This is a genomic window from Skermanella mucosa (assembly GCF_016765655.2).
GTDB classification, from domain to species: domain Bacteria; phylum Pseudomonadota; class Alphaproteobacteria; order Azospirillales; family Azospirillaceae; genus Skermanella; species Skermanella mucosa.
Genome location: NZ_CP086106.1, coordinates 4,687,001 through 4,712,461, shown reverse-complemented (window position 1 = coordinate 4,712,461; position 25,461 = coordinate 4,687,001). Strand labels below are relative to the sequence as shown.

Genomic DNA, 25,461 nt, shown 5'->3' with positions numbered 1-25,461 from the left:
CATGACATCATCGATCACATCGGGAATCGGCAAACCGGCCGGGACGGCGCTCGTGCTGAGCGGCGGCAACGCGCTGGGCGCCTATCACGGCGGCGTCCATGAGGAGATGGAGGCGCGCGGCATCCGGCCCGACTGGGTGGCCGGAACCTCAGTCGGCGCCATCACGGCGGCGATTCTGGCGGGAAACCGTCCCGAGCACCGCCTGGAGCGGCTTCGCCAGTATTGGGAGGAGGCGGCGCAGGCCAGTTTCTGGCCGATTCCGAAGGATGACGCTTGGCTGCGCGAGTTCTACAGCGCCGCCCATATCGCCAACGCGCTGGCGTTCGGACGGCCCGGCATCTATCGGCACCGATTTCCAGGAGCCTTGTCCGCACTGCCCTGGCTGCCCAACGACGTTGCCTTCTATGACCAGACCCCGCTGCGCAGGACCCTGGAGCGCCTGATCGACTTCGACCTGCTGAACCGGGCCGAGACGCGGTTCTCTTTCGTTTGCATCGACGTGGAAACGGGGGAGGAGGTGCTGTTCGACACTTCCCGGGACCGCATCCATGCCCGGCATCTGCTGGCTGCCGTGGCGCTGATGCCCGCGTTCCAGCCCATCGAAGTCGACGGACGGCTTCTGTGCGATGCCGGTCTGGGAAACAACCTGCCGGTCGACCGTGTGTTGGAGGTCCCGCCGGAACAGGACATGGTTTGTTTCGCATCCGACCTTCACAGCATGCGCGGCCACCGCCCGAAGCGCCTGAACGCCGCGTTCCAGCGCACGGAGGACTTGGTGTTCTCCGGCCAGGGGAGGCGGAACATCGCGGGGCTCCGGCGCGAGTACGCGCTGCGGGAGCGGTACGAGCCCCGCGGCTCGAAGGTGACCCTGGTCCACGTGATCTACGATGCACCGGAACTGGAGCTTGCCGGCAAGCTGTTCGACTTCTCGCCGGGATCGATCCGCGACCGCTGGGCGGCGGGCCGCCGCCAGATGGCCCGGGCTCTGGACATTCTCGCCCGCCGGCCGGAACCGGAGGGACGGTTCAGCTATTTCGCGGTGGCGCCCGACCCGGTGGAAAAGGCTTCCCAGCGGCGTTAGGGCTGTATCCGATCAGCTTGACCCGGCCGGAACAGGCGGGTCGATGCGTGGAACGGCAGGCCGTGAGGAAAGGTCAACCCTTCAGAACATATCCGCCAGCCAGGGCCGCGGACCCGCGAACAGGGTCGTGGCGGTGGCGAGGGCCTCGGGGCTGGCCCGGAGGCGGCCGAGGCCGGCCAGGGTGCCGGGGCTGAGATGGCCGGTATAGAGCGTCGCCAGGGCGTCGACGCCGAGTTCGATATCAGCAGCCCCGGTGCCGGGTTCGCCGGTCCGCTCGACCGAGGCTTCCCCGTCGGCGATCTCCAGCCGGTAGCGGCCGGCATTGCCGGGCAGCAGGGGATCGGCCACGTCGAGGGTCAGTTCGGCCCTGACCCCGATGGGCCAGCCGCGGGCGGCCAAGGCGCCGGCCACGTCGGTGACCCGCACCATCCATTGTTCCCACGAGGCGACGGCGCCGCCGACGTCGGGGAGCAGGTGGAGCAGCAGATCCTCCGGACCGCCGCCCCAGGTGACGATGTTGGCCTGGGAATGCCAACCCGCGAGGAAGCCAAGGATCGCCCGCCCGGCGCGGGGAGTGAGGGCGACCCAGTCCTCCACATGGAGCGTCCGGTCGGGTGCCCGGGAACCCAGCGTCAGGTACCCCTCGGGGCCGTCGTCGCCCGGGATCAGGAAGGTGTCCAGCGGCTTCTCGGCGGTTCCGCGCACCCGCTGCCACATCAGTTCGCACCGTTCCAGCAGCCCGTTCGTCCGGTGCGCCCGTTCCCGCTGGAGCCCGGCCAGGACGGCGCGGTCCGTCGGGGAGACCAGTTGCGGTGCCGGGTCGGGGCGGAGGCCGCGCAGGATGCCGAACGGGATGCGATAGGTGAAGCGGTCGCCGGCCATGCCGTAGCCGGCCTTGGAATAGAGCGGCAGGGTCGCGGGATAGAGGGTCGAGATCGGCATGCCGTCGGCGCGGGCCTCCTCCAGCATGGCCGCCATCATCCGGCCGCCGGTGCCGCGCCCGCGCTCGCCCGGCTCCACCGCGACCGCGGCGATGCCCCGGCAGGGGACGGCGCGTCCGCCGAAATACTGGGCCATGTCGAGCAGGGCCAGGGTGCCCACGGCGCCGCCAGGCCGCCGCATCACCCGGAAATTCTGGTCGCCGATGATCGACATGTAGAACCGGACGCCGTCCGCCGTGGAGGCGAAGGCGTGCCGGAACAGCATCGTCATCCGGTCCAGATCGGCCGGCTCGAAGGGGGCGTAGACGGGAGGGTTCGACATGGGGTCATGGTGTACCCCAGTGCCGCTCCCGCGGGCAAGCGGGTGGTTCGACCGGTCAGCCGGTCTCCCGCGCGCTGAACGCAGCCAGGAAGCGGTCCCGGAACCGCTCCATCGGCAAGGGCTGCCGTTCCGATGCCGGAATCATGCCTGGGTTGAAGCCCCATTCCTCGAAAGGGGCCAGCAGTTCCGGGTCCCGGCTGATGACATGGACCGGAACCGAACGCGACGCGCCGTCGCCGGTGATCAGCGGGGCCGGCTGGTGGTCGCCCAGGACGATGATCAGCGCATCGTCCGAGATGTATCTGGTTATGTAGTCGCGCAGCACCTTCAGGGTGTAATCGACCGAGTCGGCATAGTTGCGGGTCATGCCGCTCCAGGCGGGCTGTTCGGCCGGGAGCGGCGGTGCCATGCCGTCGAAGGCCGAGCCGTCGCCGATGGCGTCCCAATCCTCCAGCAGCGGGGGAAGGGGCTCCCACGGGCCGTGGCTGCTGATCAGGGCATATTCGATGAACAGGGGCCGGTCGCGCTGCCGCAGCTTCTGCCGGTGGATGAAGTCGAGCGTGTACTGGTCGGGGATCGCCGCCCAGCCGAAGGGCGGCCCGGCATAGCCCATGTCGTCGGTGCTCCAGATCCGGTCGAAGCCCCAGAACGCGCCTTCCGGCCAGGCCCGCGACAGGGCCGGCATGACGGCCATGGTCTCGTAGCCGGCACGCCTGAAATAATGGGCCAGCGACTGCCGGCCGCTCTCCAGCATCAGGTTATAGAGTCCCTGGTCGCCGAGCCGGGCGCCGCTTAGGAAGGTGCCGTGGGCGAGCCAGGACTGCCCGCCCCGGATCGGCGACTCGATCAGTCCCGACCGAACGCCGAAACCTTGCCCGGCAAGGGCGCGGTCGAAGTCCGCCAGGGTCGGTTCGATCACGGAACGGTAGCGCGGATCGGCCAGTACCGTCTCGCCATAGGATTCGAAGAACATGACATAGACGTCCCGCCGCCCCAGATGCGCCAGCACGGCATCTTCGGACAGGCCGGCGAACGGGTCGCTCCTGAAGCGATCGAGATGCTCTGCCCGCAACGCCGACGCCTGGACGGCCTGTGCGACCTGCCACCGCAGCAGCGCGGTGGCCCCCTGGTCGAGCGGGGCATAGGGCGCCATGCCGAACAGCGTCGGAACCGCCAGCGCCGCCAGGGTCCCGGCGAACAGCCGGCGGTTCGGCCGCCGTTCCAGGAAGCTCGCGGCGGTCCGGATCGCCAGCAGGTTCAGGAAGTACAGCCCGGCCAGGACGGCCGGCACCGCCACGGCGGCGACCGCCAGTTCCGGGACGCTGGCGGAGCCGGCCAGCACCTCCAGGATGGCCGGCAGCAGCATCAGGTCGAGCGACAGGTCGACCGGCCGGCCGATCAGCATGTGGCTGGAGATGTCGGCGAGGCGCAGCGCCGCCAGGACCAGGGCCGCCAGCGCGAGCCCCACGCAGAAGCTCCGGCCGGCCCGTCCCCCGGCGGCCGATGCCAGCGCCAGCAGGCCGAAGATCGCGGCGACCTCCAGGGATGGGCTCATATGGTTGGGACCGAACAGATCGCCGGTCCAGTTGGGCATGTTCAGCAGAAGGCTGAGATAGGCCCAGGCGATCAGGAACCCGAAGGTTGAGATAAATGTTCTCGAGACAGATACTCTGGAAACAGGGGCCATCAGCGCTTTCACCAAACCGTCACCAAGGAGTGTAGATGACCGCGCCATTGAGTCAAATCCACGGCAAACGCGAGGGTTGAGCGATGGACTTCGCGGAGGAGTTCCGGACCATCACGCCGCTGTCGGAAATGGCGTTCCGGCTGTTGGTGGCATCCTTCTGCGGCATGCTGCTGGGCATCGACCGCGAGATCCGCGGCAAGTCGGCCGGGCTGCGGACCCATATGCTGGTGGCGCTCAGCTCGGCCGGCACGACGCTGGTCACCCTGGAGATCTTCGAGATGCTGAAGGCGTCGGGCCATACCGACATGGACCCGCTGCGCATCGTCCAGGGGCTGGCCCAGGCGATCGGCTTCATCAGCGCCGGCGTCATCATCCAGGCCCGGCGGGACGTCCACGGCCTCACCACCGCGGTCAACATCTGGCTGTGCAGCGCCGTCGGCGTCGGCGCGGGGGCGGGGCTCCACGCCCTGGCCTTGATGGTCACGGTCTTCGCCGCGGTGATCCTGACCGGGCTGCATTTCGTCGAGAAATGGGTGTTCCACCGGAACCGGCCCGATTGAAGGCGATTGACGGAGATCAACGCGGAAAGCCGGCCACGCCGTCAGGATCGCGGCATGTCGAACAACCCCTTCATCCTCAAGGTGGCGCTGGCGCTGGTCGTCAAGGTCGCGATCATCGCGGCGGCGCTGTACGTCTTCTGGCCGGTCCCCAAGCCGTCGCCCGTGCTCCCGCGTACGGGTTTGGACATGCCGGCCGTCCCCATTCCGGCCGGGTGATGCGGGGCGCCGGGTTGCAAGCCGGCCTCGGGGAACCAATTGCCTCCGCAGGTGTCCTATGGGACCGAAACGGAGGAACTTGAATGACATACGCCAAAGCAGCCGCATCCGGCGGCACCGACCTGCCCTCGGTACGCGAGGCGATCGCCGTCTTCGGCAGCACCGAGTCGCTGCAGGCGGCGGTCGACGAGCTGACCCTTTCCGGGGTCGACGGCGCGGCCATCAGCCTGATGTCCGGCGACGCGGCGGTGATCGAAAGGCTCGGCCGTACCTACCGGACCGTCGATGAGGCGAAGGACGACCCGAACGCGCCTCGCCAGTCCTATGTCGCCCCCGAGGAGGTCGGCAACGGGGTCGGCGCCGCCATGGCCGCTCCGGCCTATATCGGCGCGCTGGCCGCAGCCGGGGCCATCGTCGCGACCGGCGGCACCGCCCTGGTGGCGGGACTGGGGGCCGCGGCGGCCGGCGTCGGCGGCGGCGCGCTGGGATCGGTGATGTCGCAATGGATCGGCGACAAGCGCAACGACTGGCTTCAGGAACACCTGGACAAGGGCGGTATCCTGATGTGGGTCAAGCTGGACGGACCGGGAGGCCCGGGTGCCGCGGACGAGGCCAAGGTGACCGGCATCCTTGGCAAGCACGCCAGCCGCCCGGTCGAGGTCCACGAGGTCGCCAAGGCCGATCCGGCGCCGGCCTCGACCGGCACGGCCGCGTGATCGGGCGCCACCCCCGATAACCGCATACCTTTCGGCCGCGCGCTCGGGTAAAAGCGGGTACCGATACGGCACCTGCCCAGCCCGAGCCCGCGGAGGAACACAGTGGAACACAACACCACCGGCGACTATCACATCCAGACCGCCCTGCCGCGCCTGAACGCCCTGGCGCCCGCCTTCGAGGCAGAGACCACCCATGGACGGCTGGCGCTGGAGGACTACCGGGGGACCTGGGTCGTCCTGTTCTCCCATCCGGCCGATTTCACGCCGGTCTGCACCACCGAGTTCATCGAGTTCGCCCGCATGGCCCCGGCGCTGAAGGAACGCAACACCGAGCTGCTGGGCCTGTCCATCGACAGCATCTACAGCCATCTCGCCTGGGTCCAGGCGATCCGCGACAAGTTCGGCGTCGAGATCCCGTTCCCGGTGATCGCCGACGGCAACCGGGAGGTCGCGTCTCTCTATGGGATGATCAACCCGGAGGAAAGCTCCACCGAGACCAGCCGGTGCCTGTTCGTCATCGACGACAAGGGCGTGCTGCGCGCCATGATCTATTATCCGCTGACCACCGGCCGCAACACGGACGAGATCCTGCGCCTGATCGATGCGCTTCAGACCACGGACCGGCACAGGGTCGCCACCCCGGCCAACTGGCGGCCCGGCGAGTCCGTGATCGTCCCGCCGCCGCGCACCGTCGAGGATGCCGAGGCGCGCAAGGGCCTGGGCTACGAATGCACGGACTGGTGGTTCTGCAAGACCACCGTGCCCGGTCCCGGCCCGAAGGGCTGAGCGGGCGCCGGGCGCATGGCCTGCATCAACCCCGACGGCACCCTGACGGAGGTCGCGCGCCGTGTGCTGGAGGCCATGGCCCGCCGGGGCGCGGCGTTCGCGGCGCCGGAGGAGATCGCGACGGCGGCCGGGGTGCCGCTCCACCGGGTCCGCGCGACCGTGCGGGAGACCGGCAGGGCGAAGCTGATCGAGGGCGACGGGGCGGGATGGCGGTTGACCGGCCTGGGGCGGGAGGTGCTGGACCTGGACGAGGGGAGCGGCCCCGCGTGAGGCCGCCCTACGCGACGGTCTCGATCGTCGTCCTGTGCATCCTCTCGTTCATGGTCCAGGAATTCCTGGCCGCGCCCGCGGCTTGGGACTTCGTGCTCGGTTTCTCGATGATTCCGGCCGTCGTCACCGGCGCCCGCCTGCTGCCGCCGGACGTGCCGTCGCTGGGCTGGGCCTTCAGCCTGCTGTCGTCCATGTTCCTGCACGCCGACGTCGGGCATCTGACCGGGAACATGCTGTTCCTGTGGCTGTTCGGCGACCGCATCGAGCTGGTCCTGGGCCATGTCCGCTACGGCCTGTTCTACCTGCTGTGCGGGCTGGGCGGGGCGGGCGCGGAAATCCTGCATGACCCTGCCTCGATCGATCCGGTGGTCGGGGCGAGCGGCGCGATCTCGGGCCTGCTGGCCGCCGCCTTCATGCTCCATCCCCGGGGGTGGCTGATCCTGGTCCTGCCCGGCAGGCGGATCCGCCTGCCCGTGCCGGTCTATGTGGCGCTCGGCGGCTGGCTCGGCATCCAGGGCGCGGAAGCCCTGGCCGGGAATCTGGAGGCCCTGGTCGCCTGGTGGTCGCATCTGGGCGGTTTCGTCTCCGGAATGATCCTGATCCTGCCTTTCCGGCGTTTTCGCGGGCGGTCCGGTGCCCGGCCTTGACGTACGTCATTGTTCCCGGCGCGCCGATACGCTGATGTGGGGCCGGATATCCCGCGGCGGAACGAACCAGGGCGATGGACCAGCACACCGTATTGACCATGATCGACGCGGGCCTGCAGCAATGCGGGGTCGATTTCGGCCGCGACGGCGGGCTGTTCGCCAGCCTGTTCATGGCCGGCCTGGTCGGCGGCTGGTCCCACTGCGCCGGGATGTGCGGTCCGTTCGTTCTGGCCCAGGTGGCGGCTCGGCTCGAAGGGGTCCCCGCCAGCCGCATGACCGAGTTCCACCGGCTGACCGGCGCCGCGGTCCTGCCATACCATTTCGGACGCGCAACGACATACGCGGGGATCGGCGCGGCGGCGGCGCTGCTGGCCGGCGGCATCGGCGCCGTGCCGGGCCTGCGCTGGGTCACCGGGGCGCTGCTGGTCTTCGCGGCGTTGTTCTTCCTGGGTCAGGCGCTGGACGGTCTGCTCGGCCGGATGCCGGCAGCCGGCCGGGGCTCCGGCGGCGGGGTGCGGCGCTGGTGGGCCGATCATGTCAGCGGGTTTGCCAAACCGCTGTTCGGCCGGCCGACCGGCTGGCGCGGCTACGGCCTCGGGCTGGCGCTGGGCTTCATCCCCTGCGGGCTGCTCTATGGTGCCGTCGCGGCCGCGGCGGCCAGCGGCAGCCCCGCGGCCGGCGCCTTCGGCATGGCGGCCTTCGCCGCCGGCACGGTGCCGAGCCTGCTGGCGGTCGGGGTGGCCGGGCACGCGGCCGGGCGGAGTTTCCGCGGCGTGGTCGCCCGGGTGGCCCCGCTGATCATGGCGGCGAACGCCGGCGTGCTCGGCTTCATGGCCTGGCGCACGGTCGCCTGACGCCTTTCGGCACCCAATCCGATCCAAAGCATACGGCAAAAGGGTGTGAACCGCTTCGCACCCGCGACATACCCATTGGTGCTACGGTTATTGATAGCGGCATGACCATGCGGCATTAAGACCGCTCAAATGCCGAACTTTTTTGTTGCGCCATACTCCGGTGACGCGCAACTTTCCTGCCCTGCGTCACATTTATGTGCGCTGCGGCTATCAATGGTTCGATAGTCTACTATTTACGACTATGAAACAATTGCTACATCAAGCTGTTCGCAAGGGTAAGCGGCAACAAGTCGCAGGATCGCAGCGCAACATAAAACGAACGCCGCGGCGTCACTCAAACGGTGTATGTGAGGGGAATCTTGCTCTACCAGCTCTATGATCTCCAGCACGCGGCCTGGTATCCCGTACGCCTCATGGCGGAGGCCACCCAGACCGCGTTCCAGAATCCGTTCATGCCGGCTTCCTACACCCGGATGGGGCGCACCATCGCCGCCGGTGCCGAGTTGATCGAGCGGACGACGCGCCGGTTCGGCAAGCCGGAGTTCGGTCTACCGACCACCAAGGTCGACGGCGTCGAGGTGGCGGTCCGGGAAGTCCCCGTGCTCCGCAAGCCGTTCTGCGACCTGATCCATTTCGAGCGGGACACCGACAAGGTGCATCCCCCCGTGCTGGTCGTGGCGCCGATGTCCGGCCACCATGCCACGCTGCTGCGCGGCACGGTCCAGGCGCTGCTGCCCGAGCACGACGTCTACATCACGGACTGGCTCGACGCGCGCAAGATCCCGCTGTCGCGCGGCAAGTTCGACCTGGACGACTATATCAGCTACCTGATCGAGTTCATGGGCCACCTGGGTCCGCATACCCACGTGATGGCGGTCTGCCAGCCGACCGTGCCGGTGCTGTGCGCGGTCTCCCTGATGGCCCAGAACGACGATCCGAATCAGCCCGCCAGCATGGTCCTGATGGGTGGCCCGATCGATACCACGGCGGCGCCGACGGTCGTGACCGAGCTGGCCGAGAACAAGCCGCTGAGCTGGTTCGAGCGCAACGTGATCCAGACCGTCCCGGCCTACTATCCCGGCGGCCTGCGCCAGGTCTATCCCGGCTTCATCCAGCTTACCGGCTTCATGTCCATGAACCTGGACCGCCATGTGGGCGAGCATGTCAAGCTGTACCAGCACCTGATCCAGGGCGACGGCGACAGTGCCGAGCAGCACCGCAAGTTCTATGACGAATACCTGTCGGTGATGGACCTGCCGGCGGAGTTCTACCTCCAGACGGTCGAGAACGTGTTCCAGAAGCACTCGCTGCCCAAGGGCACCATGAAGTGGCAGGGCCAGCGCGTCGATCCCTCGGCGATCCGGCACACCGCGATGATGACCGTCGAAGGCGAGCTGGACGACATCTCGGCCCCCGGCCAGACCCGGGCGGCGCACCAGATCGTCTCGGGCCTGTCGGCCGAGAAGCGTGGCGACCACCTGCAGAAGGGCGTCGGCCATTACGGCATCTTCAACGGCCGCCGGTGGCGGGAGCAGATCATGCCGAGGGTCCGCGACTTCATGCTGACCCACGACACTTCGGGCCGCTTCGCGCCTCCGGCGCCGGATCAGGTCGCGGCGGAGTAGGAAAGAGGAGGGGCGACGCCACGCCGCCCCTCCGGCAGACCCTTCGGAATCGATGCCTTACAGCCTGCGGCCGCCCTGGCGGTCGAACAGGTGTACTTCCCCCGGCGTGATGGCGAAGTGCAGCGTGTCGCCGGTCGCCACGCGGGCACTGCCGGGCAGGCGGGCCAGCAGCGGATCGCCGCTGGACGTCAGGCGGGCATGGACCACGGTGTCGGCCCCCAGCGCCTCGACCAACTCCACCCGCACGGCGATGTCGCCGATGCCCCGGCCGCTCTCCAGCGTCAGGTGTTCCGGCCTGATGCCCAGGGTGACCTCCCGGCCCGCGGCGCCGGCCATTCCCATTTCCTCCGACAGCGGCACGGCGTGGCCGCCGTTCAGATCGACCCCGGCAGGCGTCAGCCTGGCCGGCAGGAAATTCATCGCCGGCGACCCGATGAATCCGGCGACGAAGGTGCTGGCCGGCCGGTGATAGACCTCCATCGGCGTGCCGATCTGCTCGGCGACGCCGCCGTTCATCACCATCATGCGGTCCGCCAGGGTCATCGCCTCCACCTGGTCGTGGGTGACGTAGAGGCTGGTGATCCCCAGCCTGTCCTGCAGCCGGTTGATCTCCACCCGCATCTGGGTGCGGAGCTTGGCGTCCAGGTTGGACAGCGGCTCGTCGAACAGGAACACCTTGGGCTCGCGCACGATCGCGCGGCCCATGGCGACGCGCTGGCGCTGCCCGCCGGAGAGCTGGCGCGGGCGCCGGTCCAGGAAGGGACGAAGCTCCAGGATGTCCGCCGCCTTGTGGACCCGCTCCTCGATCTCCGACTTGGACATGCCGCGGATCTTCAGTCCGTAGGCCATGTTGTCGTAGACGGTCATGTGCGGGTAGAGCGCGTAGTTCTGGAACACCATGGCGATGTCCCGGTCCTTGGGTTCCAGGTCGTTGACCACCCGGCCGCCGATCGAGACCTCGCCCGCGCTGATCGTCTCCAGCCCGGCGACCATGCGCAGCAGGGTGGACTTGCCGCAGCCCGACGGCCCGAGCATCACCAGGAACTCGCCGTCGCCGACCGCGCAGTCGATCCCCTTGATCGCCTCGAAACCGCCCGCATAGGTCTTCCGCACGCCGCGGATACCGACTTCAGCCATTTTGCTTCACTTCTCCGAATCGACCAGGCCCTTGACGAACCAGCGCTGCATGAGGACCACGACGGCGATCGGCGGAAGCATGGCGAGGATCGTGATCGCCATGATCAGGTTCCACTGCGTATCCGCGTCGACGAACGAGATCATCTTCCGCAAGCCGATGATGATCGTGTTCATCTCGTTGTCGTTGGTGATGAGCAGCGGCCACAGGTACTGGGTCCAGCCATAGATGAACAGGATGACGAACAGCGCCGCGATGTTGGTGTAGGAGAGCGGCAGCAGGATATCCTTGAAGAACCGCATCGGCCCGGCGCCGTCGATGCGCGCGGCTTCGATCAACTCGTCCGGTATGGTCATGAAGAACTGCCGGAACAGGAAGGTCGCCGTGGCCGACGCCATCAGCGGCAGCGTCAGGCCGGTGTAGGTGTCGATCAGACCCAGGTCCACGATCACCTGGTATGTGGGCAGGATCCGCACCTCGACCGGCAGCATCAGCGTGATGAAGATCATCCAGAAGCACAGCATCCGGCCGGGAAAGCTGAAGAACACGATCGCGTAGGCCGACAGGATCGAGATGATGATCTTGCCCACCGCGATGGCGAGCGCCACGACCAGCGTGTTCAGCAGCAGCCGGCCGACGCCGACGCCGCCGATGGTCCCGATGCCCCCGAAGGCGCCGCCGTAGTTCTCCAGGAAGTGCGGACCCGGAACCAGCGGCATGGGCGGGGCCATGATCTCCGGCGTGGTCAGGGTCGAGGCGACGAAGGTGTAATAGATCGGGAAGGCGACGATCAGGATGCCGATGACCAGGATGAAATGGGCGAGCAGAACGCCCAGCGGACGTCTTTCGATCATGCGTAATGCACCCTGCGCTCGACATACTTGAACTGGACGACGGTCAGCGCGATGACGATCACCATCAGGATCACCGACTGGGCGGAGGAGGCCCCGAGGTTCAGGTTCACGAAGCCGTCGTTGTAGACCTTGTAGACCAGGGTCTCGGTCGCCCGTGCCGGTCCGCCGCCGGTCACCGCGTGGATGATGCCGAAGGTGTCGAAGAAGGCGTAGACGGTGTTGACCACCAGCAGGAAGAAGGATGTGGGCGACAGCAGCGGGAACACGATGGTCCAGAACCGCCGTCCGGGCCCGGCGCCGTCGATCGCGGCGGCCTCGATCAGGGATTTCGGGATCGCCTGGAGCCCGGCCAGGAAGAACAGGAAGTTATAGCTGATCTGCTTCCAGGCGGCGGCGCCCACGACCATCGCCATGGCCTGGTTGCCGTTCAGCAGCGGGTTCCAGTCGACGCCGGCGCGCTGGAGCATCACCGCCAGCGTGCCCATGGCCGGGCTGAACAGGAACAGCCAGAGCATGCCGGCGATGGCGGGGGCGACGGCGTAGGGCCAGATCAGCAGGGTCTGGTAGATGCCCTTGCCCTTGACCACCCGGTCGGCCATGACCGCCAGCAGCAGCGCCGTCACCAGCGCCACGACGGCGACCGACAGGCTGAAGACGATCGTCACCTTCAGCGAGTTGATGTAGTTGGGATCTGACAGAACCAGCTCGAAATTGGCCAACCCCACGAAGCGGCTGCTGAAGCCGAAAGGATCGTCGCGGTAGAGCGATTGGCGGACCGCCTGGAAGGCCGGCCAGAAGAAGAACACCAGCGTGATGGCGATCTGGGGTGCCAGCAGCAGATACGGCAGCAGCCGGTTGGGAAAGACGACGCGTCTTGACATGAAGATCCGTGAAAAGAGAGCGCGCCCTCCCCCGCGGAGGGGAGAGGGCGCTTTCGGAGACGCTGGTTTCGGCTTACTGGTAGGCCTTGGCCGCTTCCTTGATCGCCTCGTTCGAGCGGCGGACGGCGTTGTCCAGCGCGGTCTTGGCGTCCTGCCTGCCGTTCAGGAGGGCCTCGATCTCCTCGTTCTGGATGTCGCGGACCTGCGGCATGTTGACGAGGCGGATGCCCTTCGAGTTCTCGGTCGGCTCCTTGCCCATCATCTGCTGGATCGGGATCTCCCGGCCGGGATTCTTCTCGTAGAACCCCTCCTTCTTGGTCGCCTCATAGGCGGCCATGGTGGCCGGCAGGTAGCCCGAGACCTGGTGCAGCCTGGACTGGACCTCCGTCTTCGACAGGTAGGTGAAGAACTGGGCGACGCCCTTGTAGTCGGCGGCCGGCTTGCCGGCGAAGACCCACAGGGACGCGCCGCCGGGGACGGTGTTCTGCGGGGCTCCCGCCGCTTCCGGATAATAGGGCAGGTTGCCGGTGCCGAAATCCAGGCCGGCCTTGACCATGTCGCCGATGCCGCCCGACGATTCCGGCAGCATGGCGCATTCGCCGTTCAGGAACTTGGCCTTGGCTTCCGACGTGCGGCCGCCGTACTGGAAGGTGCCGTCCTTCTGAAGCTCCGCCAGGGTCGAGAAGTGCCGGATGTTGAGCGGGCCGTTGATCTTCAGCTCCGGCGTCAGGCTGGTCAGGCCGTTCTGGTCGGTGGCGTAGGGAAGGTTGTTCCAGGCGCTGAAGTTCTCCAGGTGGATCCAGGTCGGCCAGGTCGTGGTCATGCCGCAGGACTGGCCCGAAGCCTTGATCTTCTTGGCCGCCTCGAACACTTCCGGCCAGGTCTTGGGCGGCGCCTCGGGGTCGAGGCCGGCCTTCCGGAAGCTGGCCTTGTTGTAGTACAGGATCGGCGAAGAGCTGTTGAACGGGAAGGACAGCATGGTGCCGTCGGCCGCGCTGTAGTAGGAGACGATGCCCGCCAGGTACTTGGACTTGTCGAAGCTCTCGCCGCCTTCCTTCATCACCTCGGCGACCGGCTTGATCGCGCTGCGCGCGCCCATCATGACGCCGGTGCCGACATCGAACACCTGGATGATGTGGGGCGGCTGCCGGGCGCGGAAGGCCGCGATGCCGGCGTTCAGGGTCTCCGGATATGTCCCTTTGTAGACCGGGACGACCTTGTACTCGCTCTGCGTGGCGTTGAATTCCTTCGCGAGGTTCTCGACCGTCTCGTTGTTGGCGCCCGACATGGCATGCCACCACTGGATCTCGGTCTGGGCCTGCGCGGGGGCCGTGGTGGCGGCTGCCATGGCAAAAAGGGCGAACGCCGAAACGGCGATCGTCGCGTGGATGCGCTGCATTTGTCTCGTCTCCCTATTGTACGGTGGCCAATGCTTAGGCCGCCGCCATGTCTCCGGAGTGACGGTTCGGTTAAGCTTCGATGACCATCCGCCGGTTGATGCACATTCTATTCTTCTTTTTGGTGTTATGCCAGATCGCTGCGCACGCGCCGCACCGCGCGGCGCCATCCGTCGTACAGGCGCGTGCGGTCGGCGGACGACATGGCGGGCTCGAACAGCCTTTCCCGCTGCCAGGCGGCGGCGACACTGTCGAGGGAGGCGTACACCCCCGTACGCAGGCCCGCGAGGTAGGCCGCCCCCAGAGCCGTCGTCTCGGTCACGATCGGCCGCTCGACCGGCAGTTCCAGGATGTCGGCCAGGAACTGCATCAGCCAGTCGTTCCGTACCATGCCGCCGTCCACGCGCAGCGCGCTGGGCTGGGTGCCGCCGTCGGCCGCCATGCATTCCATCAGGTCGCGGGTCTGGTAGCAGACCGCCTCCAGCGCCGCCCGCACGATGTGGCTGATGCCGGTGTCCCGCGTCAGCCCGATCAGGGCGCCGCGCGCGTCGGGATCCCAGTAGGGCGCTCCCAGCCCGGTGAAGGCCGGCACCATGTAGACGCCCTGGGTGTCGGGCAGGTCGTTGGCGTGCCGTTCGGACGCCGCGGCGTCGGCGATCACCCTGATCCCGTCGCGCAGCCACTGCACCGCGGCGCCGGCCACGAAGATGGAGCCCTCCACCGCGTAGGTCGGTCTGCCTTCCAGCCGGTAGGCGGTGGTGGTCAGAAGCCGGTTGGTCGATCTCACCGGCTTGTCGCCCACGTTCAGCAGCGCGAAGCAGCCGGTGCCGTAGGTGCTCTTGATCATGCCCGGCTCGAAGCAGGCCTGCCCGACGGTGGCCGCCTGCTGGTCGCCGGCCATCCCGGTGATCGGCACGGGACCGCCGATGAAGTCGGCCTCGGCCGTGCCGAAATCGGCGCTGTTGTCGAACACGCGCGGCAGCAGCGCCCGCGGAATGCCGAACAGGCGCAGCAACTCGTCGTCCCAGTCCTGGGTGCGGATGTCGAACAGCAGGGTGCGCGAGGCGTTGCTGGCGTCCGTCGCGTGGACGGCGCCGCCGGTCAGGCGGAACAGCAGGAAACTGTCGATGGTGCCGAAGCACAGCTCGCCCCGCTCGGCCCGCGCGCGGGCGCCGGGCACGTGGTCGAGCAGCCAGCCCAGCTTGGTCGCGGAGAAATAGGGATCGATCAGCAGGCCGGTGCGCTCCGCCACCAGCGCCTCGGCGCCATCGGCGTGGAGCCTGCGGCAGGTCTCCGCCGTGCGGCGGTCCTGCCAGACGATCGCGTTGTGCAGGCCCTCCCCGGTCGCCCGGTCCCACAGGGCGGTCGTCTCGCGCTGGTTGGTGATCCCGATCGCCGAGATGCCGGCCGCGGTCAGGCCCGCCTCCTCCAGCGCCGCGCGGCAGACCACCGTGGTGTCGCGCCAGATATCCTCCAGGTCGTGCTCGACCCAGCCGTCGTGGGGATAGAACTGGCGAAGCTCGCGCTGCGCCGTGGCGACCGGCAGGCCCGAACTGTCGAACACGATCGCCCTGGTCGAAGTCGTTCCCTGGTCGATGGCAAGCACATGCACCGCCTTTTGCGCCATCCTGGTCTTCCCCCTGGATTGTCGTTATCGGTGGCCGGTTCTTCAGCCTCCCTGAAGCCGACTGTGGATGAGCGCGCTTCGGAGTGTCAATGGCGCGCGATGCACCGAGCGGGTCCCGCAGCCGCCTGCGGATTAGGTGATGGGACCTCCGTGCGCTAGTATCTACGTCCCCACTGCCGAGGCCCTGATGGTTGACGAGAAGCTTTCGAATCCTGAACTGGAAGACCTGATCCGTCACCTGCAGGAGATGCGACAGGTCGATTTCCGCGGATACAAGCGGACCAGCCTTCAGCGTCGCATCCGGCAGCGGATGGAGGAGGTCGAATGTCCGGATTTCGTGACCTACCGTGCGCTGATCGACAGCGATCCCAAGGAGGTCGCGAACCTCCTCAACACGGTGCTGATCAACGTGACGTCCTTCTTCCGCGACGCGGACGCCTGGAAGGTGCTGCGCGAGGAGGTGATCCCGCAGATCATCGAGCGCAAGAAGGACAAGGGTCCGATCCGGATCTGGAGCGTGGGCTGCGCCTCCGGGCCGGAGCCCTATTCCGCCGCCATGCTGTTCGCCGAGGCCCTGGGCATCGAGAATTTCTGCCGGTCCGTGAAGATCTATGCCAACGATCTCGACGAGGATGCGCTGAGGGTGGCGCGGCTCGCCACGTATGACCCGCGCGAAATCGAGGGCGTGCCGCAGCACCTGCTGGAGAAGTATTTCGAGCGGACCGCCAACCACTATGTTTTCCATCGCGAACTGCGGAAATGCGTGATTTTCGGGCGTCACAACATCGTGCAGGACGCCCCGATCTCCCGTATCGACCTGCTGATCTGCCGCAACCTGCTGATCTATCTGGATACCAGCACCCAGGCCGCGGTCCTGCCGCGGCTGCATTACGCGCTGAATACCGGCGGGTTCCTGTTCCTCGGCAAGGCGGAAACCCAGCTCGCCCGATCCAAGCTGTTCGAATCGGTCAACCTGAAGAGCCGTATCTTCAAGAAGGTCGGCCAGGAGTGGCAGCGCAGCCTGGGGGGCAGCCTGAGCATCGCGACGGAGAACAACCCGGTCCGCAAGGTCAACCAGAACCGTCTGCTGGAGGCGATCGTGGAGGGCAGCGCCACGGCTTATGTGGCGATCAGCCCGCAGGGCCATGTCATGCTCGCCAACACCATGGCCCGGCGCCTGCTGGAGATCGGGCCCGGCGACATCGGCAAGCCTTTCCAGGACTTGGCCGTGTCGTACCGTCCGACCGAACTGCGCAGCCGCATCGACGAGGTGCAGACCACGAGCCGGCCCCTGCGCCTGGACAATCAGAATTATCACCGCCCGCCGGACGACCCGATCTGGCTGACCATCGACATCCTGCCGATCCATGGCGATGACGGCCAGCTCATGGCCACCCTGCTCGGGTTCAACGACACCACGCGGTCCCATTTGCTCCAGCGCGAGTTGCAGGTGACCCAGGAAACGCTGGAGACCACCGTCGAGGAGCTTCAGTCGGCAAACGAGGAGCTGGAGACCACCAACGAGGAACTTCAGTCGACCAACGAGGAGCTGGAGACCACCAACGAGGAACTTCAGTCGACCAACGAGGAGCTGGAGACCACCAACGAGGAGCTGCGCTCGACCAACGAGGAGTTGGAGACCACCAACGAGGAGATGCGCCGCCAATCCGAGGAGACCTCCGAGTATCGGCTCTATGCCGATGCGATCCTGCGCAGCATGGACAACGGGATCATCGTTCTCGACCAGGACCTGAGGGTGAAGTCGTGGAACCGCTGGAACGAGAATACCTGGGGCCTGCGGAACGAGGAGGTCATCGGCCAGCGCCTGAGCAGCCTGGACATCGGGGTGCCCCTGTTCAAGGTGAATGCCGAGATGCAGCGGGTCATGAGCCAGGAAGCGTCGGCGGAACCGATCGAGTTCAAGGCGATCGACCGGCGCGGCCGCACGCTGGAGTGCCGGGTCCGTGTGCTGCCTTTGATGTACGATTCCAACGATCTCCGTGGAATCGTCCTGCTGATCGACGACATCACCGAACTGCGCCGCGTGCAGGACTTCAACGCCTATCTCGGCCGTCTCGTCGGCGAGTCGCTGAACGAGGTCTATATCCTGTCACCCGATACCCTCCACTTCCAACTGGTCAACAAGGGTGCCGGGCAGAAACTGGGCTATCCGCTGGACCAGCTCAAGCAGATGGCCCTGCCGGAGCTGATGCCCGAGGTATCCGCCCGGAAACTGCGCGAGTTGCTGGCTCCCTTGGTCTCGAAGGAGCGGGAGGAGATCGTGTTCGAAACCGTTCTCGAGGCGCGGGACCGCGGTCCCTATCCGGTCGAGATCTGCATGCAGTACCTGCACGGGGAGGAGCCGCCCGTCCTGATAGCCATCGTCCATGACACGACGGAGCGCCAGCAGCTCGAACTGGCCGACGGTGGCCGGGAGCAGGGCGGAATGGCGTGACCTAGTCCGCTTCGGGCGCGATCGCGGCGGCGGGCGACTGGTTGGACAGGACGGCCCGCAGCAGATCTGCATGGCTTTGGGCTTCCCCGGCGGCTGCCGTCCACTTCGCGGCCGCATGGTGCTGGCCATGCGCCATGGCGTTCTCCGCCATGCGCTCGAAGAGTTTGACCCGTTCGTGATGGGTGCGGAGCGCCATTCCGAGGGCCTGTTCGAAGGCTTCGCCCTGCGCCTCGGCCAGCGTCGCCGGACTGTACGCGTGGCCGATATGGCAGCGGAACCGCAGCAGGGGGCCGTCCCTCACTTCCATCATCGCCCCGCCGCAGTCGGGGCAGGTGATCAGGGCGGGACGGCCCGATATGGAATTGTCACTGGTTTCCTCGGTCATGGAGATCATTTCCTGCTCGGCGATGCGAGCTTCCAGTTCTATGTCGGCCGGTATGGGCGGCTGCGGTCCCGCGGGTTCCAGGGTCAGCCGGGTGACGAGATCCGCAAGCCGGTCCAGGGGAAGGCAGTGGTCGACCGCGACCTTCTGCATGGCGTGGCGCGGCATGTCCGGCCAGGCTGCATCGTCCGGGTCCTGGACGGCGGCGATGCCCCCGCAACGCTTGACGGCGAGCAGCCCAGCCGTGCCGTCGTCCAGCGTGCCGGTCAGCACCAATCCCACGACCCGCGAACCATAGGCCACCGCCGCCGAGCGGAACAGCGGATCGGCCGCCGGTCGCGTCCGGTTCTCCTTCGGCCCCTTCCGGACGAGCATGTGGCCGCGCTTGACCAGGAGATGCCGGTCGGGCGGGGCGACATAGATGTGGCCGGGGCGGATCGCCTCTCCATCCGCCGGATGAAGCACCGGCAGGGACGCGGTGCGACCCAGGATCGCCGGCAGCATGCTCCTGGCGCTGGGACTGACATGCTGGACGATGAAGATGGCGGCCCCGAGATCGTCCGGCAGGCCGGCGCACAGGGTCTGCAGGGCGCTCACGCCGCCGGCCGATGCGGCGATCACGACCACGTCCCGACAGTGGGTCTTTCGCATATGATTTCACCTTAGTGCGGGTGCTTCGCGGCACGCCGCGGGCTGAACAGGCCGTTTCCTGCGGGCTGGGGCTGTCAGGCCACTTGCATAATCCCATATTCTTCGCGCCGCGTCGCCATGAATGGCGGCGTCGCCTGTTGTCTCGTACCATGAAGCGTCGTGACATCATCGTCGTGGGAGCCTCCGCCGGCGGCCTCGGAGCGCTCCAGACTTTCATCGGGGGACTGCCGCACGATCTCGCCGCGGCCGTTTTCGTCGTATTGCATATCGGTGCGCGGCGCAGCGCCGCGTCGGCGATCCTGAATTCATCCGGCCCGCTGCCGGTTGCCAAGGCGGTCGATGGCGGGGAGATCCGCAACGGGCATATACATGTGGCGCCGCCCGACTACCATCTGCTGCTCGAACCGGGCTGCATGCGGCTGACGCGCGGGCCACGGGAGAACCGAACCCGCCCGGCGGTCGATCCGTTGTTCCGAACGGCGGCGGAGGCGTACGGATCAAGGGTCGTCGGCATCATCATGTCCGGAACCTTGAGCGATGGCACCGCCGGCTTCAGCGCGATCAGGCGGTGCGGCGGCGTTACCGTGGTGCAGGACCCGGACGAGGCCGAGTATCCCGGCATGCCACGGAACGCGCTGCGCTATGTCGGCGCCGACCATTGCCTTCCGGTCGCGGCAATCCCCGACCTCGTCGTCCGGTTGTCGGGCGGTTGTCCGGCGGAAACCTCGAAAGGTGCCAAGGAACATTCCGAAAGGCTCCGGGAACCAGAAAAGGATGATGAGGTGACAGGAAAATATGAAATGAACCAGCCGGTTGCATTGACATGTCCCAGTTGCGGCGGTTCGTTGAAGGAAACCATGGTCGGGCAGTCGCCCTATTATACCTGTCATATCGGTCATCGTTTCGCGATCGCCGACATGGATGCCGGCCAGGTCGAGAAGCTTGAGGAGTCGTTCGAGATCGCCTTGCGCACCTTGAACGAGCGTGCCGGGTTGTGCCGGCGCATGGCTGAAATGGCACTGAGCAATGGGCATACCCTTTCCTCCCAACGCTGGGATGATGCGCGGGCGGAAGCCGAGGAAAAGGCAAATGTGCTGAAGCGCTTTCTTGAACATGATTGGATCAGCCAACCGAGTGCGGAAGACGCTTGGTGAAGAATAGGGAGGGCACAAGCAAAACTTATAGGAAAAGTCATCATATTTACTCGAAAATTGCTTTGCCGCTGTACTTGTAATCTATTCCTGTTGCAATGAATGAGGATAAGTCTTAACTGTGAAGCCGGATCGTATTTGGGGTAGATCATGAAGACACTTCAGCAGCACCCTGAAGAGATTATGGAACTCCGCCTTCGCCAAGCGACCGCCGATCAGGAGAACGAGCAACTCCAGACCGCGCTCGAAGATATGGCAAGGCGTATCGACGCGCTTGCCCAGGAGAATTCGGGCCTGCAGGCGGAGCGGACGGCGGTGGCCGCCGAGAACGCCCATTTACGCCATCTGCTGGCCCGGAGCCACGCCCGCTTCCTGGAGGCCCGGGTATCGGCCGGGCGGAACGCTCCTCGCGCGCGGACGGGCCTGGAAGGCGACATATCGATCCTGCATGAGGAATTGCAGGTTTCCCTGGAGGAGCTTCAGGTCACCGCGGAGGAGCTTGAAACCGCCAATGCCGCCCTTCGGGAAGCCAACCAGACGCTCGAAAGCCAAGTGGCGGACCGAACCGCCAACCTGAACCTTGCCGTTACCGAGCGCGATGCCTTGCTTGCCCGGAAGGACTTGCTGATCCGCGAAGTGGACCACCGGGTCAAGAACAGCCTGCAGATGGTCATGGGCTTGCTTCGGATCCAGGCGCGGAAGGCCACCGATGCCGCTACCCGGCACGCCATCCAGGCCGCCGTGACGCGTATCCAGGCGATCGCCCAGGTCCACAGCATGCTTTATGCCCGAAATGCCGGAGAGGGCGTCGCCTTCCATGAGTATCTGAGGGAGATCTGCGCTTTCCTCGGCGAGACGCTGGGCGTGGACGGTCGCCGGTGGAAGCTGACGGTCGATGCCGATGCCGTAGAAGTCTCGACCGACCTGGCGATCCCGCTGGCCCTGGTTACCGCCGAACTGGTCACCAACGCCTTCCGCCACGCCTTCGGCGATGGGCCCGGCAGAGTCCGGGTATGCTTCCGCCGCGCCGCGGGAAACCGTCTGGAACTCATGGTCGCCGACGACGGCCGCGGGCTGCCCCCGGAATTCGACTGGTCCCAAGGCGATGGCCTGGGATTGCAGGTGGTCAAGGCGATGGCCGAGCAGATCGGCGCCCGGCTCGACATCGCCCGGCGGGACGGCACCCGCTTTATCCTGGAGATGCCGGACAATTGGGATGGGGTGGGCGCGAACGACACGTCAGAAGCTCTTGCAGCGGCGCATAGGGTCTGATCATCGTTGCGCCGTACCCAGTTTCGAGAGAGGTGGGATGCTGACTCGTGAAGAGATGGTGGCAAGTGGGCAGCGAATTACGGCGCTGTTTCAGAATCACCCGAATCCTGCCGGCGAACGCCCGGCGAACACCAAGCTCCTCGAACGTCTCGAGGAACTGAAGGGTATGCAGTCGCTTCAGAGTCGTAAACTTGAGCGGAGGGTTGCCCTTGGATAGTTCCTGGCGAAGCACCGGCATGTAGCAAGGCCTCGGATTTTCCGAGGCCTTTGCTTTGTCGGGGCTGCTTTACCGGGGTCGCATTATGGGGTTCGGGGCTTCAGGCCGCGGCGCCGGCCCACAGCATGTAGTTGGTGTCCAGGTCGCGCCGGCTGAGCGAAAACTCGTCGCGCAGCGGGTTGTAGACCACGCCGGTGATGTCGCGCACCGTCACGCCATGGGGACGCAGCCCGGCCGCCAGTTCCGAGGGCTTCAGGAACTTGCGCCAGTCGTGGGTGCCGCGGGGCAGCCAGCGGAGCACGTATTCGGCTCCCACGATCGCCAGCGCGAACGACTTCGGCGTGCGATTGATGGTCGCAAGGAACAGCATGCTCCCCGGATCCCCGTCCGGCTTCATCAGGGTGCAGAGGGAGCGCAGGAACAGCGGCACGTCGGCCACGTGCTCGACCACCTCCAGCGCCAGCACCACGTCGAACCGTTCTCCGGCCTCGGCCAGATCTTCCGCCGTGGTGTGGCGGTAATCGACGGTCACGCCTGATTCCTCCGCGTGCTGCGCCGCGACCTTCACGTTCCGCTCGGCCGCGTCGATGCCGACGACCTCGGCTCCCAGCCGGGCCAGCGGTTCGGCCAGAAGGCCGCCGCCGCAGCCGATATCGACGAAACGCAGTCCCGCGAGGGGCTGCGGGGCGGTGGGGTCGCGGCCGAACCGGGCGCACACCGCGTCGCGGATATAGCCGATTCGGACGGGATTGTACTTGTGCAGCGGCTTGAACTTGCCGCGCGGGTCCCACCACTGCGCCGCGATGGCGCTGAAACGGGCGATCTCCCCGGCATCGACCGTGCCGCCCGATGGCGACGCGGCGGCTGCTGAAGCGCGGGAAGTTGCTGAGGCGGTGCTTGTGGCAGACATGGGTATGTTCCTGGGTGCCGGTTGCTGCCGGATGCGACTGGAAGTCAGTCGGGGCAAGCTTGCTTCGCTTCCCCCGAGATAGTATGGATACCCCGCCTTGCTGCGGCAATGGAACCGCCTGTTCGCCGGTGCCCGATCTAGCCGGTCCCTGATCGGTCCGGGCTGATCGGTCCGGATGCGTGATCATCAGATCCGTTTTGAACTGGGGCAGGGCCGCCGGGCAGCGGGCAGACTGGTCAGGTGGTGGGGCTTCAAGGCAATGGCGCGGATCGTTTTGAAATTCGGCGGCACATCGGTCGGCGACATCGACCGCATCAAGAATGTGGCGCGCAAGGTTAAGGCGGAAGTCGACGCCGGCCATCAGGTCGCCGTCGTCGTCTCGGCCATGTCGGGCGTCACCAACAAGCTGGTGGAATACTGCGCCGGCATCAGCCCGCTGCACGACGCGCGGGAATACGACGCCGTCGTCGCCTCGGGCGAGCAGGTGACCAGCGGGCTGACCGCCCTGGCTCTCCAGGAACTGGGCATACCCGCGCGCTCGTGGCAGGGCTGGCAGATCCCGATCCGGACCGACGACGTGCATGCCAAGGCGCGCATCTGCTCGATCGAGACGGAAGAGCTGGAGCGCAGGCTGTCCTCGGGCGAGGTCGCCGTGGTCGCCGGCTTCCAGGGCGTCTCGCCGAACGGCCGGATCGCGACGCTCGGCCGCGGCGGATCCGACACCTCGGCGGTGGCGCTGGCCGCCGCGCTGAAGGCCGATCGCTGCGACATCTACACCGACGTGGACGGCGTCTACACGACGGACCCCCGCATCGTGTCGAAGGCCCGCAAGCTGTCCAAGATCACCTACGAGGAAATGCTGGAGATGGCGTCGCTCGGCGCCAAGGTGCTCCAGACCCGCTCGGTCGAGATGGCCATGAAGCACGGCGTGCGGGTGCAGGTGCTTTCCAGCTTCGAAAAGGCAGCCGGCAGCGAGCTACCCGGTACTCTGGTTGTGGACGAGGACGAAATCGTGGAACAGGAACTGGTCAGCGGCATCGCCTACAGCCGCGACGAAGCGAAGATCACCCTGATCGGCGTGGCCGACCGGCCCGGCGTCGCCGCCGGCCTGTTCGGTCCGTTGGCCGACTCGTCGGTCAACGTCGACATGATCGTGCAGAACGTGTCGGAGGACGGCGCCAGCACCGACATCACCTTCACGGTGTCGAAAGCCGACCTGGAGCGGGCGCGCAACGTGCTGGAGGCCGCCAGGGACGAGCTTCAGTACCGCCGCCTGCTGGCCGACAGCAACGTCGTCAAGGTGTCGGTGATCGGCGTCGGCATGCGCAGCCACGCCGGCGTCGCCCAGCGGATGTTCAAGTCGCTGGCGGAGAAGGGGATCAACATCCAGGTCATCTCGACCTCGGAGATCAAGGTCAGCGTGCTGATCGCGGAGGAGTACACCGAACTGGCGCTCCGCGCCCTTCACACCGCCTACGGGCTGGACGCCACCTGACCCGCGCGTCCGGCCTTGGCCCCCGACCTGGTCCCGCCGACCCGAGCTGCCAACCTGTGCCGCCGACCGTGAGAGGGTGAGCCCGATGAAGGCCCTGCCATGACCCAAGCTCCCGCCCCGATGCCGGCCGAAGACACGACGCGCGCCGCCCGCGCCCGGCTCGACCGCCTGTGGAGCCGGGGGCGGGCCTTCCTGGGCACCGATCTCGCGGTGATGGGCGGCGCCATGACGTGGGTCTCGGAACGGCAGCTGGTGGCCGCCATCTCCAACGGCGGCGCCTTCGGCGTGATCGCGTCGGGCTCCATGGCGCCGGAGCAGCTGGCGGCCGAGATCCTGGGCACCAGGGCGCTGACCGACCGGCCGTTCGGCGTCAACCTGATCACCCTGCACCCGCGCCTGGACGAGTTGATCGACGTCTGCGCCGACCATCGGGTCGGGCATGTGGTGCTGGCCGGCGGGCTGCCGCCCTCGGCCTCGATCCGGCGGATCAAGGAGCGGGGCGCCAAGGTGGTGTGCTTCGCGCCCGCCGCCTCGATCGCCCGCAAGCTGGTCAAGAGCGGCGCCGACGCGATCATGATCGAGGGGATGGAGGCGGGCGGCCATATCGGGCCGGTATCCACCTCGGTGCTGGCGCAGGAGATCCTGCCCGTGGTCAGCGACGTGCCGGTGTTCGTCGCGGGCGGCATCGGCCGGGGGGAGGCAATCCTGTCCTACCTGGAGATGGGAGCGGCCGGGGTCCAGCTCGGCACGCGGTTCGTCTGCGCCACGGAATCGATCGCCCATCCGCGCTACAAGCATGCCTTCATCAACGCCGCGGCGCGCGACGCCGTGCCATCCGTACAGATCGACCCGCGTTTCCCGGTGATCCCCGTCCGGGCCCTGACCAACGAGGGGACCCGCCGCTTCCAGACCTTCCAGGCGGAGGTGATCGGGCGGTTCAACCGGGGCGAGGTGAGCCAGAAGGAAGCCCAGCTCGAGATCGAGCATTTCTGGGCCGGCGCCCTGCGGCGCGCCGTGATCGAGGGCGACGTGGAGAACGGCTCCCTGATGGCAGGCCAGAGCGTCGGCATGGTCACCCGCGAGCAGCCGGCCGCCGAGATCCTGGGGGAACTGGTCGAGCAGGCCGTCCGCGCGCTGGAGGCGCGCGCCGGTGCCTTCGGGAAACCGGAGAGGCGCGACGCGATCATTCCCGGGGCGGCGGAATAGATGACTGACGCCCCGGGGCAGGGAACCCCGGCGCGGGATGCACCGGGACCAGGCCATGCCATGGGCGGTACCATGGACGGGGAAACCCAGGGCAACGGAACCTACGGGACGGAACAGGGAGCG

Annotated in this window: 23 protein-coding genes; 14 read left to right on the top strand and 9 right to left on the bottom strand. The window is 67.0% G+C overall.

Annotated features, from left to right (window positions below):
* Nucleotide 1: 1 nt before the first annotated feature.
* The gene (locus JL100_RS21920) at nt 2-1,081 is read left to right on the top strand and encodes a patatin-like phospholipase family protein (RefSeq protein ID WP_202682406.1); all 1,080 of its coding nucleotides are present in this window, start codon (nt 2-4) and stop codon (nt 1,079-1,081) included.
* A gap of 81 nt (nt 1,082-1,162) precedes the next feature.
* Here JL100_RS21920 and JL100_RS21915 read toward each other — a convergent pair whose 3' ends face one another.
* Together JL100_RS21915 and JL100_RS21910 are read right to left on the bottom strand one after the other, a co-directional pair.
* Nucleotides 1,163-2,344, bottom strand: coding sequence for a GNAT family N-acetyltransferase (locus tag JL100_RS21915; RefSeq protein WP_202682407.1), 1,182 nt, complete (start codon nt 2,342-2,344; stop codon nt 1,163-1,165).
* Nucleotides 2,345-2,399: 55 nt separating this feature from the next.
* Entirely contained in the window at nt 2,400-4,031 is a 1,632-nt protein-coding gene (locus tag JL100_RS21910; RefSeq protein ID WP_202682408.1) for a sulfatase-like hydrolase/transferase, read from the bottom strand.
* An 83-nt stretch (nt 4,032-4,114) separates the two neighbouring features.
* Between JL100_RS21910 and JL100_RS21905 the strand changes: the two genes are divergently transcribed.
* The 8 genes from JL100_RS21905 (at nt 4,115) to JL100_RS21870 (ending at nt 9,705) form a co-directional block, all read left to right on the top strand.
* Nucleotides 4,115-4,591: an MgtC/SapB family protein gene (locus tag JL100_RS21905; RefSeq protein ID WP_202682409.1), complete on the top strand. Its 477-nt coding sequence runs from the start codon at nt 4,115-4,117 to the stop codon at nt 4,589-4,591.
* 54 nt (nt 4,592-4,645) lie between these two features.
* The gene (locus JL100_RS21900; RefSeq protein ID WP_202682410.1) at nt 4,646-4,807 is read left to right on the top strand and encodes a hypothetical protein; all 162 of its coding nucleotides are present in this window, start codon (nt 4,646-4,648) and stop codon (nt 4,805-4,807) included.
* Nucleotides 4,808-4,890: 83 nt separating this feature from the next.
* Nucleotides 4,891-5,523, top strand: a complete 633-nt coding sequence (locus JL100_RS21895; RefSeq protein WP_202682411.1) for a hypothetical protein — start codon at nt 4,891-4,893, stop codon at nt 5,521-5,523.
* Between the two features lie 102 nt (nt 5,524-5,625).
* On the top strand, nt 5,626-6,309 hold the full coding sequence (locus tag JL100_RS21890) for a peroxiredoxin (RefSeq protein ID WP_228420834.1): 684 nt from the start codon (nt 5,626-5,628) through the stop codon (nt 6,307-6,309).
* A gap of 15 nt (nt 6,310-6,324) precedes the next feature.
* On the top strand, nt 6,325-6,579 hold the full coding sequence (locus tag JL100_RS21885; protein ID WP_202682412.1) for a hypothetical protein: 255 nt from the start codon (nt 6,325-6,327) through the stop codon (nt 6,577-6,579).
* Entirely contained in the window at nt 6,576-7,226 is a 651-nt protein-coding gene (locus JL100_RS21880) for a rhomboid family intramembrane serine protease (protein ID WP_202682413.1), read from the top strand. Before JL100_RS21885 ends, JL100_RS21880 begins: the two co-directional genes overlap by 4 nt.
* Before the next feature lie 74 nt (nt 7,227-7,300).
* Nucleotides 7,301-8,080: a sulfite exporter TauE/SafE family protein gene (locus JL100_RS21875; RefSeq protein WP_202682414.1), complete on the top strand. Its 780-nt coding sequence runs from the start codon at nt 7,301-7,303 to the stop codon at nt 8,078-8,080.
* A 359-nt stretch (nt 8,081-8,439) separates the two neighbouring features.
* On the top strand, nt 8,440-9,705 hold the full coding sequence (locus JL100_RS21870; RefSeq protein ID WP_202682439.1) for a polyhydroxyalkanoate depolymerase: 1,266 nt from the start codon (nt 8,440-8,442) through the stop codon (nt 9,703-9,705).
* Nucleotides 9,706-9,762: 57 nt separating this feature from the next.
* Here the strand turns inward: JL100_RS21870 and JL100_RS21865 are convergent, their stop codons facing one another.
* The 5 genes from JL100_RS21865 to glpK form a co-directional block, all read right to left on the bottom strand.
* Nucleotides 9,763-10,842 carry a sn-glycerol-3-phosphate import ATP-binding protein UgpC gene (locus JL100_RS21865; protein ID WP_202682415.1) on the bottom strand — a complete coding sequence of 360 codons (1,080 nt, stop codon included), beginning with the start codon at nt 10,840-10,842 and terminating at the stop codon, nt 9,763-9,765.
* Between the two features lie 6 nt (nt 10,843-10,848).
* On the bottom strand, nt 10,849-11,694 hold the full coding sequence (ugpE, locus tag JL100_RS21860; RefSeq protein WP_202682416.1) for a sn-glycerol-3-phosphate ABC transporter permease UgpE: 846 nt from the start codon (nt 11,692-11,694) through the stop codon (nt 10,849-10,851).
* The gene (gene ugpA, locus JL100_RS21855; RefSeq protein WP_202682417.1) at nt 11,691-12,575 is read right to left on the bottom strand and encodes a sn-glycerol-3-phosphate ABC transporter permease UgpA; all 885 of its coding nucleotides are present in this window, start codon (nt 12,573-12,575) and stop codon (nt 11,691-11,693) included. The genes ugpE and ugpA overlap by 4 nt, the downstream gene beginning before the upstream one ends.
* A 73-nt stretch (nt 12,576-12,648) precedes the next feature.
* Nucleotides 12,649-13,974 carry a sn-glycerol-3-phosphate ABC transporter substrate-binding protein UgpB gene (gene ugpB / locus JL100_RS21850; protein ID WP_228420833.1) on the bottom strand — a complete coding sequence of 442 codons (1,326 nt, stop codon included), beginning with the start codon at nt 13,972-13,974 and terminating at the stop codon, nt 12,649-12,651.
* Between the two features lie 125 nt (nt 13,975-14,099).
* Nucleotides 14,100-15,599: a glycerol kinase GlpK gene (gene glpK, locus JL100_RS21845; RefSeq protein WP_202682418.1), complete on the bottom strand. Its 1,500-nt coding sequence runs from the start codon at nt 15,597-15,599 to the stop codon at nt 14,100-14,102.
* A 187-nt stretch (nt 15,600-15,786) separates the two neighbouring features.
* Here glpK and JL100_RS21840 point away from each other — a divergent pair, with 187 nt between their 5' ends.
* The gene (locus tag JL100_RS21840; RefSeq protein ID WP_202682419.1) at nt 15,787-18,054 is read left to right on the top strand and encodes a CheR family methyltransferase; all 2,268 of its coding nucleotides are present in this window, start codon (nt 15,787-15,789) and stop codon (nt 18,052-18,054) included.
* A gap of 1 nt (nt 18,055) precedes the next feature.
* Here the strand turns inward: JL100_RS21840 and JL100_RS21835 are convergent, their stop codons facing one another.
* A complete protein-coding gene (locus tag JL100_RS21835) occupies nt 18,056-19,087 on the bottom strand; it encodes a chemotaxis protein CheB (protein WP_202682420.1) in 1,032 nt (343 codons plus the stop codon).
* A 149-nt stretch (nt 19,088-19,236) separates the two neighbouring features.
* Here JL100_RS21835 and JL100_RS21830 point away from each other — a divergent pair, with 149 nt between their 5' ends.
* A complete protein-coding gene (locus JL100_RS21830) occupies nt 19,237-20,241 on the top strand; it encodes a chemotaxis protein CheB (RefSeq protein WP_202682421.1) in 1,005 nt (334 codons plus the stop codon).
* 147 nt (nt 20,242-20,388) lie between these two features.
* The gene (locus JL100_RS21825; protein ID WP_202682422.1) at nt 20,389-21,510 is read left to right on the top strand and encodes a sensor histidine kinase; all 1,122 of its coding nucleotides are present in this window, start codon (nt 20,389-20,391) and stop codon (nt 21,508-21,510) included.
* Between the two features lie 317 nt (nt 21,511-21,827).
* On the opposite strand, the gene ubiG is transcribed toward JL100_RS21825, so the two are convergent.
* Entirely contained in the window at nt 21,828-22,637 is an 810-nt protein-coding gene (gene ubiG, locus JL100_RS21820; RefSeq protein ID WP_202682424.1) for a bifunctional 2-polyprenyl-6-hydroxyphenol methylase/3-demethylubiquinol 3-O-methyltransferase UbiG, read from the bottom strand.
* Between the two features lie 259 nt (nt 22,638-22,896).
* Between ubiG and JL100_RS21815 the strand changes: the two genes are divergently transcribed.
* On the top strand, nt 22,897-24,132 hold the full coding sequence (locus tag JL100_RS21815; RefSeq protein WP_202682425.1) for an aspartate kinase: 1,236 nt from the start codon (nt 22,897-22,899) through the stop codon (nt 24,130-24,132).
* 99 nt (nt 24,133-24,231) lie between these two features.
* On the top strand, nt 24,232-25,338 hold the full coding sequence (locus tag JL100_RS21810; RefSeq protein WP_228420832.1) for an NAD(P)H-dependent flavin oxidoreductase: 1,107 nt from the start codon (nt 24,232-24,234) through the stop codon (nt 25,336-25,338).
* Nucleotides 25,339-25,461 lie beyond the last annotated feature (123 nt).

Bases quoted from the DNA above. Each gene is read 5' to 3' on its own strand.
- JL100_RS21920 (WP_202682406.1), top strand. From the start codon at position 2: ATGACATCATCGATCACATCGGGAATCGGCAAACCGGCCGGGACGGCG.
- JL100_RS21915 (WP_202682407.1), bottom strand. From the start codon at position 2,344: ATGTCGAACCCTCCCGTCTACGCCCCCTTCGAGCCGGCCGATCTGGAC.
- JL100_RS21910 (WP_202682408.1), bottom strand. From the start codon at position 4,031: ATGGCCCCTGTTTCCAGAGTATCTGTCTCGAGAACATTTATCTCAACC.
- JL100_RS21905 (WP_202682409.1), top strand. From the start codon at position 4,115: ATGGACTTCGCGGAGGAGTTCCGGACCATCACGCCGCTGTCGGAAATG.
- JL100_RS21900 (WP_202682410.1), top strand. From the start codon at position 4,646: ATGTCGAACAACCCCTTCATCCTCAAGGTGGCGCTGGCGCTGGTCGTC.
- JL100_RS21895 (WP_202682411.1), top strand. From the start codon at position 4,891: ATGACATACGCCAAAGCAGCCGCATCCGGCGGCACCGACCTGCCCTCG.
- JL100_RS21885 (WP_202682412.1), top strand. From the start codon at position 6,325: ATGGCCTGCATCAACCCCGACGGCACCCTGACGGAGGTCGCGCGCCGT.
- JL100_RS21875 (WP_202682414.1), top strand. From the start codon at position 7,301: ATGGACCAGCACACCGTATTGACCATGATCGACGCGGGCCTGCAGCAA.
- JL100_RS21865 (WP_202682415.1), bottom strand. From the start codon at position 10,842: ATGGCTGAAGTCGGTATCCGCGGCGTGCGGAAGACCTATGCGGGCGGT.
- ugpE (WP_202682416.1), bottom strand. From the start codon at position 11,694: ATGATCGAAAGACGTCCGCTGGGCGTTCTGCTCGCCCATTTCATCCTG.
- ugpA (WP_202682417.1), bottom strand. From the start codon at position 12,575: ATGTCAAGACGCGTCGTCTTTCCCAACCGGCTGCTGCCGTATCTGCTG.
- ugpB (WP_228420833.1), bottom strand. From the start codon at position 13,974: ATGCAGCGCATCCACGCGACGATCGCCGTTTCGGCGTTCGCCCTTTTT.
- glpK (WP_202682418.1), bottom strand. From the start codon at position 15,599: ATGGCGCAAAAGGCGGTGCATGTGCTTGCCATCGACCAGGGAACGACT.
- JL100_RS21840 (WP_202682419.1), top strand. From the start codon at position 15,787: ATGGTTGACGAGAAGCTTTCGAATCCTGAACTGGAAGACCTGATCCGT.
- JL100_RS21835 (WP_202682420.1), bottom strand. From the start codon at position 19,087: ATGCGAAAGACCCACTGTCGGGACGTGGTCGTGATCGCCGCATCGGCC.
- JL100_RS21830 (WP_202682421.1), top strand. From the start codon at position 19,237: ATGAAGCGTCGTGACATCATCGTCGTGGGAGCCTCCGCCGGCGGCCTC.
- JL100_RS21825 (WP_202682422.1), top strand. From the start codon at position 20,389: ATGAAGACACTTCAGCAGCACCCTGAAGAGATTATGGAACTCCGCCTT.
- ubiG (WP_202682424.1), bottom strand. From the start codon at position 22,637: ATGTCTGCCACAAGCACCGCCTCAGCAACTTCCCGCGCTTCAGCAGCC.
- JL100_RS21815 (WP_202682425.1), top strand. From the start codon at position 22,897: ATGGCGCGGATCGTTTTGAAATTCGGCGGCACATCGGTCGGCGACATC.
- JL100_RS21810 (WP_228420832.1), top strand. From the start codon at position 24,232: ATGACCCAAGCTCCCGCCCCGATGCCGGCCGAAGACACGACGCGCGCC.